14 protein-coding genes are annotated in these 14,206 nt (G+C 49.2%); 7 read left to right on the top strand and 7 right to left on the bottom strand.

Features of this window, described 5'->3' with window-relative positions; genetic code table 11:
- Window positions 1-48: 48 nt before the first annotated feature.
- Window positions 49-675 carry a LysE family translocator gene (locus tag ACR8BN_RS21185; protein ID WP_307746996.1) on the bottom strand — a complete coding sequence of 209 codons (627 nt, stop codon included), beginning with the start codon at window positions 673-675 and terminating at the stop codon, window positions 49-51.
- Window positions 676-1,146: 471 nt separating this feature from the next.
- Between ACR8BN_RS21185 and ACR8BN_RS21180 the strand changes: the two genes are divergently transcribed.
- Both ACR8BN_RS21180 and ACR8BN_RS21175 read left to right on the top strand, forming a co-directional pair.
- Window positions 1,147-1,620: an Lrp/AsnC family transcriptional regulator gene (locus ACR8BN_RS21180; RefSeq protein ID WP_250862793.1), complete on the top strand. Its 474-nt coding sequence runs from the start codon at window positions 1,147-1,149 to the stop codon at window positions 1,618-1,620.
- 426 nt (window positions 1,621-2,046) lie between these two features.
- The gene (locus ACR8BN_RS21175; RefSeq protein WP_434747676.1) at window positions 2,047-3,630 is read left to right on the top strand and encodes a methyl-accepting chemotaxis protein; all 1,584 of its coding nucleotides are present in this window, start codon (window positions 2,047-2,049) and stop codon (window positions 3,628-3,630) included.
- 281 nt (window positions 3,631-3,911) lie between these two features.
- Here the strand turns inward: ACR8BN_RS21175 and ACR8BN_RS21170 are convergent, their stop codons facing one another.
- Window positions 3,912-4,382: a DUF1203 domain-containing protein gene (locus tag ACR8BN_RS21170; RefSeq protein ID WP_434747675.1), complete on the bottom strand. Its 471-nt coding sequence runs from the start codon at window positions 4,380-4,382 to the stop codon at window positions 3,912-3,914.
- Between the two features lie 477 nt (window positions 4,383-4,859).
- On the opposite strand from ACR8BN_RS21170, the gene ACR8BN_RS21165 reads away from it, so the two are divergent.
- Window positions 4,860-6,200, top strand: coding sequence for an MFS transporter (locus ACR8BN_RS21165; RefSeq protein WP_129063392.1), 1,341 nt, complete (start codon window positions 4,860-4,862; stop codon window positions 6,198-6,200).
- Window positions 6,201-6,380: 180 nt separating this feature from the next.
- Here ACR8BN_RS21165 and ACR8BN_RS21160 read toward each other — a convergent pair whose 3' ends face one another.
- Window positions 6,381-7,292 (bottom strand): LysR family transcriptional regulator, encoded by a 912-nt coding sequence (locus tag ACR8BN_RS21160; protein ID WP_143991012.1) that lies wholly within the window; start codon window positions 7,290-7,292, stop codon window positions 6,381-6,383.
- An 89-nt stretch (window positions 7,293-7,381) separates the two neighbouring features.
- On the opposite strand from ACR8BN_RS21160, the gene ACR8BN_RS21155 reads away from it, so the two are divergent.
- The gene (locus tag ACR8BN_RS21155; RefSeq protein WP_064703004.1) at window positions 7,382-8,398 is read left to right on the top strand and encodes an NADP-dependent oxidoreductase; all 1,017 of its coding nucleotides are present in this window, start codon (window positions 7,382-7,384) and stop codon (window positions 8,396-8,398) included.
- Between the two features lie 63 nt (window positions 8,399-8,461).
- Window positions 8,462-8,764 (top strand): putative quinol monooxygenase, encoded by a 303-nt coding sequence (locus ACR8BN_RS21150; protein WP_143990944.1) that lies wholly within the window; start codon window positions 8,462-8,464, stop codon window positions 8,762-8,764.
- Between the two features lie 159 nt (window positions 8,765-8,923).
- Here the strand turns inward: ACR8BN_RS21150 and ACR8BN_RS21145 are convergent, their stop codons facing one another.
- Entirely contained in the window at window positions 8,924-9,367 is a 444-nt protein-coding gene (locus ACR8BN_RS21145; protein WP_143990943.1) for an NUDIX hydrolase, read from the bottom strand.
- A gap of 187 nt (window positions 9,368-9,554) precedes the next feature.
- Complete coding sequence (locus tag ACR8BN_RS21140; protein ID WP_434747674.1) at window positions 9,555-10,463, bottom strand: LysR substrate-binding domain-containing protein; 909 nt, start codon at window positions 10,461-10,463, stop codon at window positions 9,555-9,557.
- Window positions 10,464-10,617: 154 nt separating this feature from the next.
- On the opposite strand from ACR8BN_RS21140, the gene ACR8BN_RS21135 reads away from it, so the two are divergent.
- Together ACR8BN_RS21135 and ACR8BN_RS21130 are read left to right on the top strand one after the other, a co-directional pair.
- The gene (locus ACR8BN_RS21135; protein WP_434747673.1) at window positions 10,618-11,391 is read left to right on the top strand and encodes an SDR family NAD(P)-dependent oxidoreductase; all 774 of its coding nucleotides are present in this window, start codon (window positions 10,618-10,620) and stop codon (window positions 11,389-11,391) included.
- Window positions 11,392-11,446: 55 nt separating this feature from the next.
- The gene (locus ACR8BN_RS21130) at window positions 11,447-12,004 is read left to right on the top strand and encodes an OsmC family protein (protein WP_434747672.1); all 558 of its coding nucleotides are present in this window, start codon (window positions 11,447-11,449) and stop codon (window positions 12,002-12,004) included.
- A gap of 537 nt (window positions 12,005-12,541) precedes the next feature.
- Here the strand turns inward: ACR8BN_RS21130 and ACR8BN_RS21125 are convergent.
- Both ACR8BN_RS21125 and ACR8BN_RS21120 read right to left on the bottom strand, forming a co-directional pair.
- On the bottom strand, window positions 12,542-13,492 hold the full coding sequence (locus ACR8BN_RS21125) for a hydroxyacid dehydrogenase (protein ID WP_434747671.1): 951 nt from the start codon (window positions 13,490-13,492) through the stop codon (window positions 12,542-12,544).
- Window positions 13,492-14,184, bottom strand: a complete 693-nt coding sequence (locus ACR8BN_RS21120) for an RraA family protein (RefSeq protein ID WP_137229641.1) — start codon at window positions 14,182-14,184, stop codon at window positions 13,492-13,494. The genes ACR8BN_RS21125 and ACR8BN_RS21120 overlap by 1 nt, the downstream gene beginning before the upstream one ends.
- Window positions 14,185-14,206 lie beyond the last annotated feature (22 nt).

The raw sequence follows: 14,206 nt of genomic DNA, 5'->3' as shown, positions 1-14,206 counted from the left end.
CACGAGACCGGCCCCATTTTCCTGAGGCAGAGGAGGTGGTAATGAACGCTAAAGAGTCTTTACCACCATTCCAGCCGCGGCCAGCATCATGATGGTACCGGCTGAACGGAAAAGGAGTCGTTGCGCTTTAGCGCTGGTCAGGAGATGGCGTATTCTGAGGGCTGCAAAAATAAAAACGGCTCCCACGCTCAAAAGGACTAACACGGTAAGCGGAACCAGCAGTCCTCCCCACATCTGAAAAGATACATTATCCAGAGAGATAACCAGAGGAAGTATAGCCAGATAGAAAGCGATGGTTTTAGGGTTTCCCAGCGTTATGGTCAGTCCTGAAAAGCAGGCTGATGCCAGTTCTCGTTTTGTCACTTTTTGATCGATATTTATTGCCTGAGGCTGGTGGCACCAGAACTGCCATGCCAGCAGGCATAAAAAGAGCGAGGCAGCCCAGTTAATTAGCGTAAAGAGAGAGGTATAAGTATGAGCGATCATCGCCAGACCAAATACCGCAACAGATAAATAAATCAAATCTCCCAGAATGAGACCGGCCAGCATCGTAAAGCCCGTCACTGCGCCCCCACTCACGCTGCGAGCGACTAATGCGGTCATCCCCGGACCCGGAATTGCTGCAGCTAAACCGAGTGCAGCAATATAAGATATTATTTCAGTAGTTCCTGACATAGTTATTCCTGTTGAAATTCAATCTGAAAAAATGCATCAGAGATGATAGTTCAAAAATGACTGGTTCTGAGCAATGGTTGTCTTATAAAAGGCTAATTAATGGTTAAGGATGTGCATCCTTTTTATCAGTTGGTTTAACGTTTAAAGTGGAGGTTCGATTATTCCAGGGCGGATGTTGCTGCATTGATTTAACTACGCAGATGACAAGTTTAATTTTCATGTGCGCGCAGTGTTCTATCCGATCCTCTCTTCCAGAGATGACCAGCTCCCGGCACTCTTTAAATTAAATTGAATCATATGCATTAAATCAGAATTCAGTTTTCCCTTATATTGTTTGTAATAACCGCCTGGGAAATTAAATATATTATGCAACAGGAAGGCGGAAAATTGTTACCTATATTATTTACTTAATGCCTGTTTTTAGGTAAAAGTAACCCTATACCTCCTCCATAAAGAAAGGAATTTCCCCTTATGACGCTTAGCTCGACAGATATGAAAATTCTCGAAATTTTACAGGACGATGCCCGGGTAACTAACCAGGTACTGGCGGAGAAGATAAATATTTCAGCATCTCCCTGCTGGCGCAAAGTTCGTAAGCTCGAGGAAGATAAAGTGATTCAGGGCTATCGTGCTGTTCTTGACCGCAAGAAAATTGGGCTGGGAGTAATGGTTTTCATTCGGGTCGTCATTGACAGCCATAGCGAAGCGGAGGCCAGAAAATTTGAAGAGGAAGTGACTGCCCTTGAGGATGTGGTTGCCTGTTATAGCATCGGTGGGGATGCTGACTTTCTGCTACAGGTTGTGGCTTCAGATCTGGACTCCTATGCTGATTTTGCAATGTCAGTGGTACGCAGATTGCCAGGAATTAAAGAAATGCAGAGTATGTTTGTGCTTAAAGAGATCAAACCACTCGTTAGTTATCCTATTAAGAAAGTCTCTGAGTAGACTATCTCTGCCGGGATGCCCAGTGACTGATTATCAATTCCGCATAGAGCGGATTTAATGATCAGGCACGCTACCTGCATTATTAAGCGCACAAAACTGTTATCCGCCATGATATTACACAAGTTAATAGTGGCATAGCGTTAGCAAGTTTGCTGACTTCCCATATTTTCTTTGCTTTGACCACACGAGTTTTTGTGATGACTTGATTGTTGATAACGACCAATAGTGCCTTTCAAAACGGAGCAGCCAGCAGCTTAAACTTTAATTCATAGCTTATATTCAGCCTCTATCAGCTTAAAAGAGACGCTTATTTACATGAAATTATGCCATCAATCTTCCCCCAGCCATAAAGTCCATGCCTGACCGTGACGATAACTGTTGTACCGGGATTTGCCGGTGCATTATTGTTTTCACCACGGAAAAAATATGAAACTTAATCATTTTACGATAGGGCAAAGACTCAGTGTGATGGCAGCAATCCTGCTGCTGGCGACAATGATTGTCGGTTTGAGGGGCATAACCCTGAATGCGCAGGCTCTGCAAAAAAATATTGACATCATGGCAAGCGAAACACGTGTCGCAGAGAGCATCGATACTGCACGTAATGCACAGGTTCAGTTTAAAATTCAGGTACAGGAGTGGAAAAATGCCCTCTTACGCGGCACACAAGGCCAGAGTGTTTTTGACAAATACAAAACGGCCTTTCTGACGCAAAGTGACAAAACTCAGGCACTGCTCCATAAACTGCTGATACTGCAACCCGAGCTTGGGATGGATACGGCGCAGGTGAAACAGACGATTGAGCTACACGCCCAGCTCAGACAACAATATCTCGCTGCGCTGCAAAACTACGACACGCATAACCTCGCCAGCGCCCAGCTGGTTGATAGCCAGGTCAATGGCATCGATCGTGAGCCGACCAAAATGATTGATGATGTCGTTCATCATACGCTGGCACATGCTCAAAAACTCAATCAGCAACTGACAGCGCAAAACCTTGCTCAGTATCGTGAAACCCGTATGACCTTATGGATCGCCATGGCCGGTATTTTACTTTCCGGCATAGTGATAACTGTCTGGTTAATCCGCAGCATTACCCATCCATTACGCGAAGCAGTCAATATTGCGCGCACCGTGGCTTCAGGTGATCTGCAGACCGTTATTCGTCCAAACGGACGTGACGAAACCGCAGAGTTAATGACAGCGTTGCGTGAAATGAATAGCAGCCTGACTTCAATCGTCGCTGGTGTACGTACCGGTACGGAAAACATCGCCTCTGCGTCAATTCAAATCGCGCAGGGCAGCCAGGAACTTTCCTCACGTAACGAGGCGCAGGCTGGCGCACTTGAAGAAACCGCTGCCTCCATGGATGAACTCACTTCGGTGGTGAAAAACAACGCGCAGAACGCATATCATGCCAGCAATATTGCCCAGGATGCCCGCTCCATTGCGGGTCAGGGCGGCAATGTGGTGGAAAAAGTGGTACACACCATGAGTGAGATCCAGCAGTTCTCGAACGAGATTAACCAGATCATTACGGTGATTGACGGTATCGCTTTCCAGACTAATATTCTGGCACTGAATGCTGCAGTCGAGGCGGCGCGTGCGGGCACCGAAGGTCGAGGGTTTGCGGTGGTTGCGGCCGAAGTACGTGCTCTGGCACAGCGCTCTGCAAAAGCGGCAAAGGATGTGCGTATCCTGATCGAACGTTCTGTGAGTTCAATCGGCCAGGGCAATGAACTGGTTCAACACGCGGGGACAACGATGGAGGAAATTATTTTACGTATTCATCAGGTCAGCGAGTTGATTGAAAACGTATCATCGGCCAGTAATGAGCAGAGTGTTGGTATCGATCAGGTTAATCTGGCGGTCACCCATATGGACGCGGCCACTCAGCAAAATGCCGCGCTTTCTCAGCAATCCACAGCCGCAGCGCAGGCCTTACAGGCTCAGGCCGAAATGTTGCTTGCCAGTGTCAGCGTCTTTAAAATTAATAGTGCGCTGGTTTAAGCTTTAATGTCAGGGCGGGGTTTTCACGATGCCGCGCCCTGACAATCTTTCTTGCGATTGGATGATTTCAGTCGCCGAGCCTATTCAAGGTTTCTCATCAGAAAATCGGGCGCTAATCGCATCACGTTCCCTCCAGAAACAGGCACTCCTTTTGCCATATCGGATAGGGCAGGATTACTGACATAATTCTTAGCACCCTCTTCAGCACAGGGTCATGATACGAAAGCGACCCTGGCGACGAATAATTTCTTGTAGCGGATAGGGCTTCTCAATACAAACCGTCATTCAAAACGTTCTGCACAGCAGGAATAGCATCCCCGTTTCGCATTATGTATCTGGATATAACTAATCTGCGGGTCGGCAAAAAAATGGCCGATGAGATCTTCAGCAACTTTCCCCTCAGCCATATCCGCTTCTTTTAAAAAATGCTTTCCGTCATAGGCCCTTAATGACAGCGTCCTGCTTAGCAGGACTTCAGGTAATTCATTGATGTAAATGCCTTGCCGGGTGCATCCCTCCCATATATAGATTGCATGAGTACCAAAATAGGGCGTGTCGGCAGGCTGATAGATGTGATTAATCAGGAGGGCGCTTTCTCCAACGGGGATATCGCACAATGAGATTCTGTCGGGATAACCCGGATAGCACTCTACCGTTTGTCGTACTACATGGTGTTTTTTCAGATATTCATCGCTCTGTCCAAAAAGATGAGCAAATTGCCCGGCGTTCAGGCCAGAAATTTTATATTTCATAGCATCCCTCTCTTTTCATCGTAACACCGCGAATAATGACGTTATCGAATACTGTGAGGAGAAACTCGCCGTTATCGGTCAGGGAATTTCATGATGTGGCCGTTCGACAGGGGCAGACGAGTGCTTCATCAGATGCAAACTTCCCGGACGCTGGCTGATACCTTCACACAAGCGCTAAGGCCTCACAACCCGACCGCTGCACTCAAATTACTCTGTTCCCTCTCAATCCTTCCGGTTCTCCTGTCGTCACTTCATTAAAAAGATCGCTGAACTCCACGCGTTAACGACATACTCGTCACATAAACTAAGGTTGACGAATACTTTTTTGTGACAAATAACACAACCTGATTACATCTTCCGGCGGGAAAGAATTTTTATCGTGATAATGGTTTTACTCAGTACATTACTGTTTTACAGAGTAAAACAAAGCGCTTTGCGGATTGCACGTCAAGCGATGACAAAATTGTGAGGATCATCATGTCTGAAAAACAGCACATCACGACTTTCTCTGCCGATATTGAGCAGCAGACCGTTAAGAAGGTGGTCTGGCGCATTTTGCCCTTCCTGATTGTTTGTTATCTGATTGCTATTATCGATCGCGGCAACATTGGGATGGCTTCGTTGCAGATGAACGAAGATTTAGGATTGTCGAAAGCGGTATTTGGTTTTGCGAGCAGTCTGTTTTTTGTCGGTTACTTCCTGTTTGAAGTACCCAGCAATCTGGCCATGCAGAAAATTGGCGCAAAGATTTGGATCTCTCGCATCATGGTGTCGTGGGGTATCATCTCTGTCTGTACCGCCTTTGTTGAAAGTGCCAATACACTCTATATATTGCGCTTTTTACTGGGTGCCGCTGAGGCCGGATTTTTCCCTGGCGTCATTCTTTATCTGACTTACTGGATCCCCGGAAAGTACCGTGCACGCGTGATTGCTACCTTTATGGTGGCCATTCCTGCGGCGAACTTTATTGGATCGCCCATTTCTGGTCTGATTTTGTCACTGGATGGCTGGTACGGTATGCGTGGCTGGCACTGGTTATTTATCCTGGAGGGTATTCCGGCGGTCATTCTGGGAATTGCAGCCTTCTTTTTACTGAGCAATCGCCCCACTAATGCCAGCTGGTTAAATCAGGAACAAAAAGAGTGGCTGAACAGCACTCTCGAAGCCGAAAATGCGAAGAAGAAGGCAATAGGTCATATCTCTTTGTGGCAGTTGCTGCGTCACAAACATATCTGGGTGATGGCGCTGATTTATGCAGGCGCGTCTGCGGCGGGCTCAACGCTGAGCGTGTGGTCTCCGCAACTGCTTAAATCGTTTGGACTGGATAACTTCACCACCGGTTTAGTCAATGCGATTCCCTACGGCCTGGCCTCCATTCTGATGATTATCTGGGGGAGAAGTTCTGACCGCAGCGGCGAGCGTCGCTGGCACACCGCGTTAACGCTGTTCTTAATTGCAGGTGGCCTGCTGTCAGCCTTTATCACCAATAGTCTGACCGGCAGTGTAGTAATCCTGTCGCTGGTATTAATCGGGGCCTACTCAATGAAAGGACCTTTCTGGGCGCTGGCATCGGGATGGATGTCATCCACAACGGCTGCAGCGGGTCTGGCGGCTATCGGTGCGATGGCGAATCTGATCGGCGGTGGGGTGATGGTCAACGTTTATGGCATTATCAATCAGGCGACCGGCAGCCATACGCTGGCTATGGTGCCACTGGCTATCCTCTGTGGCATCGGGGGCATTGCCGTACTGGTCATGGGCCGCAAAAAAGAGTTAACCATCGACGTTGAAAATAGCGCTTCGTCAGTCAGTAAATAAAGTAATCCCGCCTGCAGAAGCTTATCAGCGCATCTGCAGGCAGGTTCTTCCGGCTTTATCTCTGCCATATAAACATTCCACATCCTGTCATCACCTGAATCAGTCTGCTGGTTGTTGATGTCTGTTATGTATCAGATGCGGAAAAAACTTACCTTTGGGGATTTACTGACAATACCCAGTTTAAGAGCGTTCAGAACTGTTAAGCATGAGATCAATGAAGGCGCGTACAGCAGGATTTGAACGCCGGCTCGCATGCCATACCGCAGAAATATTATGCCGCTCTACTGAAAAATCAGTGAGAAGGGGCACTAACTCCCCGCGCTTAACCCAGGAAGCAGCCATAAAACTCGACACCATGCCTATCCCGGCACCGGCAGCCACAGCCGCGATAACGGCCTCGCTTGCATCGACGATGACAGCAGATGGTGGCACAATTTCAATCTCCCGCTCGCCAAGCCGGAACGGCCAGCGAAAAATCTGCCCCGTATTTTGATATCGCAAATTAACCGTTTTATGCCCGATAAGATCATTGGGGTGTTCGGGTTCCGGGCATCGGGTCAAATAATCTGGCGAAGCATAACAACCTATCTGATAGGGCGACAGGCGACGCGACAGAAGATTTGAATCTGCGAGGTCGCCGATCCGGATGGCTATATCAATACTCTCGTCAACAATGCTAATTACGCGATCACTCAGCTTTAAGTCGATTGTCACTTTAGGATGAAGTGCACAGAATTGCGGAAGGAGAGGCGCGATCACATGAACACCAATCGGAAACGATGCCGCAATGCGTAACGTTCCCGCTGGCTCCTCTCGCGATCGCATGGCGACCTGCTCAAGCTCGTCAGCATCGCGTAATAACTGCAGCGTGCGCTCGTGCAGTTCACGACCTTCAGCAGTCAGCACCAGCGAACGGGTGGTTCGGGTGAACAATGTGACGCCAAGACGCTGCTCCAGTCTCTGGATACTTTTACTTATCGCGGAAGGGGACACTGCAAGCGAGCGAGCGGCAGCGGTAAAGCTGCCGAGCGATCCCGCGCGAGCGAATGCAATCAGACCTGTGAGTCTTTCAAAGATTATTTGTTCCTTCATGGCAATATTAAAGCGAAATCCAGCCCCATTATCAATCATCACAATTGGTCATATTCTGGCATCTGAATCTGTGTTGGAGTGAAATTGCCATGACTGAAATGATGAAAGCAGTACAGCTACATGCGTTTGGCAGCCCGGAAAATCTCAGGTATGAAGATGCACCCCGCCCAACTATCGGGACTGACGAAGTCCTTGTGCGCGTGCATGCCGCAAGTCTGAACCCACCAGACTTGTATCTGCGTGATGGCTATCGGGCGCTTCCGCCTGAGTGGCGGCCCGAACCCCACTTTCCCTTAATCCTGGGAACGGATGTTTCAGGTGTCATAGAAGCCGTGGGCGAAAATGTTTCCGCATTCAGCACCGGAGATGAAGTCTATTCAATGGTGCGTTTTCCTGATGGGGTAATGGCCGGTAGTGGAGCTTATGCCGACTATGTAAGCGTTCCTGCATCAGAGGTGGCGTTAAAACCTCAGGGAATAGACCATATCCAGGCAGCGGGTGCCCCGATGTCACTGCTCACCGCGTGGCAATTTCTTGTCGACGTTGGCCATGATGCGCCCAATCCGTTTCAATCTTTCAACCATAAACCGGTCCTGCTTGAAGGCCAGACGGTGATGGTTAACGGTGCAGGAGGAGGCGTAGGGCACATTGCTGTTCAGATCGCGAAGTGGAAGGGTGCGAGAGTCATTGCCGTCGCTTCTTCCCGTCATGAAGTGCTTATGCGCGAACTGGGTGCGGATGATTTTATCGACTACACCAAAGTAGCCGCTGAGAATGTAGTGAAAAACGTCGATCTGGTTATTGATGCTGTTGGCGGAAAGCATATAGAGCGCTTTTTAAGCTGTATCAGAGAGGGCGGAGCACTATTTCTGGTGAATCCTTTAAGTTTTACCGGGCAGACTGAGGCCGCTCAAAAAGGGATTACTGTGTCAACAACGCAAGTGCGTTCAAGTGGTCTGCAGCTATCCGAAGCGGGGCTTTTACTGGAAAAAGGCATTATCAACGTCGTGATTGACAGCACCTATCCGTTAGCCATGGCATCAGCCGCACACCAGCGCGCTTCGTCAGGAAGTATCCAGGGAAAAATTGTGCTGACTAACTTCTGATTACCCCAAACCTGATTAGCCATTTTCTGAGGGCGAGTAGCAGTCAGTTAAAGGAAGAATAAAATGCTTATCATTTCCGGTTATATGTACATTGATCCTTCTGTCCTGGAACAATTTATAAAAGAACTTAAGTTATTGGCTAATGCCGTTCGACAACGTCATGGAAACCTTTCATATAACGCTGCCGTGGAGGACTATCAGACCGGAAGATTGCTTATATCAGAACGTTGGTTGGGTCAGGACGCACTTAGTGCCCATCTTATAAGAACCGACACTGTAGAGTTTATCAACCGATGGCAGGGAAAAATGAAGGGTGAACTCTTCAAGTATGACGCCACTAACGAGAGAGGGCTTATGGATGGGTAAATAATAATCTTATTAAAATCAAGAGCACTTTATTATCAAGCCCGGGATCTGTGAGTAATCGCTCTTCGCCCATAGCAGACATAAGCCTGGACGCAGGTCCGCTTTGTGCCAGGAGCGGACGTTCAGGGTATCATGTTGAGTTAACGTTGAAGGTCCGGCTTACTTGCTTTCAAGTATGTTAATGATTAAATCGCGTGGAAAAATTGTCTCACTGGTGTGTATGAGTTCCTCTATTGTCCACCAATGATAATCGCGTATGACTTCCTTTTCATTGCTACTCCACCCTGAGAGGTCGAGCTCAACTGTATTTGCATCAATCATAAAGAAATGCTCTTCAGCAAGTACATTCTCCCCACTTGGTAGCATCATTGTGAAGGTCTGGGATGCTATCTGTGGTCCTGTTAATGTTCTTCTCAAACCCGTTTCTTCATATAATTCGCGTATAGCGGCCTGCTCGAAAGATTCATTTTTTTCAAGCCCTCCACCTGGCGTTGCCCAGTATGTTTTTCCTCTCAGAGCACCATCTTTATGACAGAACATAAAGAGCAGGACGCGATTTTCAGGCGAAAGAATGATCAGTCGAGATGATGGTCGAATGCGCACGTACCCTCCTTAAAAAGCTTTAATACTGATTTGATATTTATATATACATAAATTGCAGCCTGAATCGGCCTATAGGGAGCCCGCCTGGAAAACGGAAAATATCCCACGCTAAGTCTGTTTTTTATACGACTGATGTGATTATGCTCCATTTCGTTGAAGGTTCAGAATGGTGTGAGGGCAAGAAGAGCTATTTAACTCGCACATCACTCAACATCCAGTCATGAAACGCTTTCACTTCCGGCCGCTTCAATGACGCACTCGTACTCACCACATAATATGACCAGCTAATAGGCCAGCTGTTTTCCGGGAACAACTGCACCAGGCGGCCAATATCCAGATCCTGCTGCACCAGGGCTTTGCGCACTAGCGCAACTCCCCGACCACTTAGCGCTGCCTGAATCACCGTGGCGGTGGAGTTGATATGAAGATGCGTTTGCTGCACGCTTTCGAGCCCCACTTTTTGCAACACGCTTTCCCATGACGGAAAGTTAGCGCCGGGGTGTGGGGTATCGTCCTGAATCAGCTTTTGCTCAAATAACCATTCCTCATTCGCAGGCTCATTGGCGGGCAATGCGGAAGGGCTGCAAATCATCACGACTTCCTCATCCATCATCCAGTCGGCCACTAAGCCTTTCCAATGACCAGTTCCGCAGCGAATACCAATGTCGGCTTCGCCATGGCTGAGATCGATAAGCCGGTCCGCCACATCCAGGCGCACGTCTATTAACTCATTATGTTCTGAAAATTTATGAAGACGCGGCATCAGCCAGTTCATCACCAATACTTGCGATGCAGTGACAACCAACACCGATCTCGCTTTCCTGCCACGTAGTTTTTTTAGCCCGCTTTCGAGTTTATCCAGGCCAGCCGTAATATCGTCGAGTGCATCCTGCGCTTCGGTAATCAGCGTCAGGCGTTCATTGCCCGAGCGAATACGTGTCAAAAGTGGATGCCCAACCCATTCTTCTAATGCCCGCACGAGTTGACCTACCGCCGCAGGCGTCACACTAAGTTCATTCGCAGCACCCGTAAAGCTACCGTGCCGAGAGGTGGCCTCAAAAGCCTGCAACCATTTCAGTCTGTTCAGAATACGCATCGAGCCTCTTTAAGTTAACGAGATAGTTTTTCTATCTCGTATGTGTAGTTCTTATGGTTCGTGGTAGTCGAGCAGGACTGGCATTCTTTTCATCGACAGGGAGACAAGCTTCTTCTCTGTATCAACTAACAAAGAATTTATTCTGGAGATAAACATGAGCAACGTATTCGCAGGTAAAAAACTTCTGGTTGTTGGCGGCACAAGCGGTATGGGTCTGGAAACAGCTCGCGTGGTTCTGGAGCAAGGTGGCAGCGTGGTGTTGGTAGGTAATCGCCATGAGAAAGCGGAAGAAGCACGTGAAGCGTTGGCACCTCTGGGCCAGGTTACCACCATCATCGCTGATTTGATGACGACCAATGGTATGAAACATGTAATGGACGTAGTCAATGCCGAACACCGTGAGATCGACCTGTTGGTGAATGCTGCCGGTGTATTCTTCCCGAAACCTTTTGCCGAGCACGAAGAAGCGGATTACGACATGTATATGAGCATCAACCGCGCGACATTTTTTATCACCCGCGATGTTGTGAAAAACATGCTGGCTTCGGGAATCAAAGGTTCTATCGTGAATATCGGATCAATGTGGGCGCAACAGGCAATTGGTGCCACACCATCATCCGCTTATTCCATGGCGAAAGCCGGGCTGCACGCACTGACCAAAAACATGGCCATTGAGCTTGGCGGCAACGGAATACGTGTGAATGCGGTATCGCCAGCGGTAGTGCAGACGCCGATTTACGAAGGCTTTATTCCGAAAGAAGAAGTCCACGGCGTCATGGACAGCTTCAACAGTTTCCACCCAATTAACCGTGTGGGCACGCCGCGTGATATTGCTGAAACTGTGGCTTTCCTGCTGTCCGATAAAACCAGTTGGGTGACGGGTGCTATTTGGGATATTGATGGCGGCGTGACAGCTGGCCGTAACTAATATTGTTGCTGGTAGCGGTAACAGGCTGCCGGAGAAAGAAATTTGAGGAATAATCATGATTAACTTGATTAACGGTATCGACCTACAGGCTATTGGCGCATTACGTGATGATGTCGCTGAAAATTCTGAGAAAGGTATTGTCGGTTTTGATGTCACTACCACCTGGTGTGGTGGCACGCGCAGCGAAGCTGCGGTTAATCCATGGACGGTGCAAGGTGTGCCACAGCCAATAGCGGAAAAGCCGATGATCATTGCGGCCGATGAACCTTCCGCGCTGGGCGGTGTTGCAAGCGCTCCAAATCCGCAGGAACTGTTATTAGCCGCATTGAATGCCTGTATGACAGTTGGTTATGTCATCGCTGCCGCCGCAGAAGGCGTAATACTCGAAAAACTGGAAATCAGAACCACGGGTAATTTAGATTTGCGCGGTTTTATGGGCCTTGATAGCGAAGTGAAACCAGGTTATGACAAAATTAACTACACGATTAGCGTGAAAGGCGATGGTACTGTTGAACAGTTTGAGCGTATTCACCAGGTAGTGATCGCAACCTCGCCAAACCGCTGGAATCTGGCGAACAATATTGAAGTGCAAGGCGATCAGATTGTTGGCTAAGCGAATAGTGTGAATGTAGCAGGGCGGATAAGTGCAAAGTTTATCCGCTTTTTAGTATCTCACCTTAACAGCCATGTAAGCATAGCCATTTGCTCTCCTGATAACGGAGCGTGCGACTTTCACCGCACTCCGCTCAATTTAGCTGAAAAGGATGTTTAAACGACCAAATGATTATTCTGGTGAAGGTGACATTAACGCCCGCTCATCGCACAAAGCGGACATCTTCCTTTCAGTTAACCTGTCCACTTTTCGCTCATAGCGGACATATCCTTCATAACAGATGCCTTCAATTAACACTTCAAAGAAACCGCTGCAGGCAGCCACCTTATTCAATACGCGAGAAGAGTCGTTAACGATTGAAGGGTAATAAACTCATTTATGTGGGCGAAGGCAAGTAAGCCAGGACGGCATAGGACAGAATAAGATTCGTGTCGGAAAACCTGGCAGGTAAGCATTACGCTCTGTTGCAGCAGATTTACCTATTAACCAGCCGACCAGAAAGCGCTGTTGCCTGTCTGATCGGCTGGAGAGGGCGGTTCAGGCTACCGGACTTTCATTTTTCATCGGTGCTGCCAGTACGCTTAATATGTTACTGGCCGCGACGGTGCCCATCTTCACGTAGGAGTTATCGCTGACGCCGCCAATGTGTGGCGACAGAATCACATTCCCGACACTCTGCCAGATATGCGGCGCAGTCAGGGGTTCTGTGGCAAAACTGTCCAGTGCGGCCCAGGCGACAGTGCCATTATCCAGCGCCGCTAACAGCGCTTCTTCATCAATGAGACCACCGCGCGCCGTGTTCACCAGGATGGCGCCTTTTTTAAACAGAGCCAGTTTCTCAGCGTTAATCATCTGTTGCGTCTGTTCGGTTAACGGGCAGTGCAGCGAAATGACATCTGCCTGTTGCAGCAGGTCGTCAAGTGAGGAGGATTCACACTCATCGGGAAAGGTTCGGGCAAAAGGATCATAAGCGAGCACCTTCATGCCAAAAGCACGGCCAATACGGGCAACACGACCACCTATAGCGCCAAGCCCTACCAGACCCAGCGTTCTGCCCTCCAGCTCCATCGATTTATGGGTCGATTTGTCCCAATGCCCCTGGCGCATGCGCTGATCAAGCGGTATCACCGATTTGGCACAGGCTAAAATCAACGCCCAGGTATGCTCGGCCACGGCCGCTGCGTTGGCACCCGGCGCTGACTGAACACTGATATGACGTTCAGCCGCCGCCTTTTGGTCGATAACGTCAATGCCGCTGCCGTGTTTGGAAATAACCCGCAGGTCAGGCGCGGCATCCATAATGCGGGCGTTGATTTTTCCGTATCGGACGATAATCGCCACAGGATTATGCTGCTGGCAGAGCTGGAACAGGCTATCTTCGCTGGGCTGTTTGCCGGCATAAACAATGCTGAAGTCACTAAGCAGGTTTACTGCCTGCGGTGCCAGGTCATTGCCCGTCACCAGGATCACGGGAGAAGAGGTTGTCATCAGAGCGTCTCCCCATCGACCAGCATGCCAGCGGTTTGCAGGGCTTTCTCTAACCACGGCGCGCGAAGGTCGCCATCACGAATGGCTGCGATACGGCTGGTTTCGAAATCGAGTTTTTTCTGCGCCAGTTCGAGCAACGCAGGAACGTCTTCACGCGGCAAAACCACCACGCCATCAATATCCCCGATGACGAGATCGCCAGGCTGAATGGCTGCGCCCGCCACAGAAACCGGGTAGTTAACGCGTCCCGCAATAGACTTGGTCGGGCCGCAGGGATTCAGGCCTGCAGAGAAAACCGGGAAGCCGTTTGCGCTCAGTGCATCGGCGTCACGCACCGCACCATCAATAATAATTCCGGCGATGCCGGAGGCTTCTGCCTGGGTGGACATTATCTCACCGATTAATGCACAGCTGATATCGCCTTTGCCATCGACCACAATGACATCGCCCGGCTGGGCAATCGCCAGCGCGGCGTGGATTGCCAGGTTGTCGCCCGGTCTCACCTCGACAGTGATAGCCGGTCCGGCGACTTTCATTGTGGGGGACACAGGTTTTACGCGACCGTGCAGCGTTCCGCGTCGTCCGGCAACATCAGCAAGGATCGCCGCCTGAAACTGAGCAGCCTGTTTTACGCGCTCTGGTGCGATACGGATAATGTCGCGATTGATGAAGGTATTCTCTGCATGGGGCATAGATTAATCCTCTTTGTTTTAC

Origin of the sequence: Pantoea sp. Lu_F5_004, from assembly GCF_051136245.1 — a bacterium.
GTDB classification, from domain to species: domain Bacteria; phylum Pseudomonadota; class Gammaproteobacteria; order Enterobacterales; family Enterobacteriaceae; genus Pantoea; species Pantoea agglomerans.
Note: the sequence above shows the minus strand (reverse complement) of the source record. Positions and strands in the feature narration are given on the sequence as shown.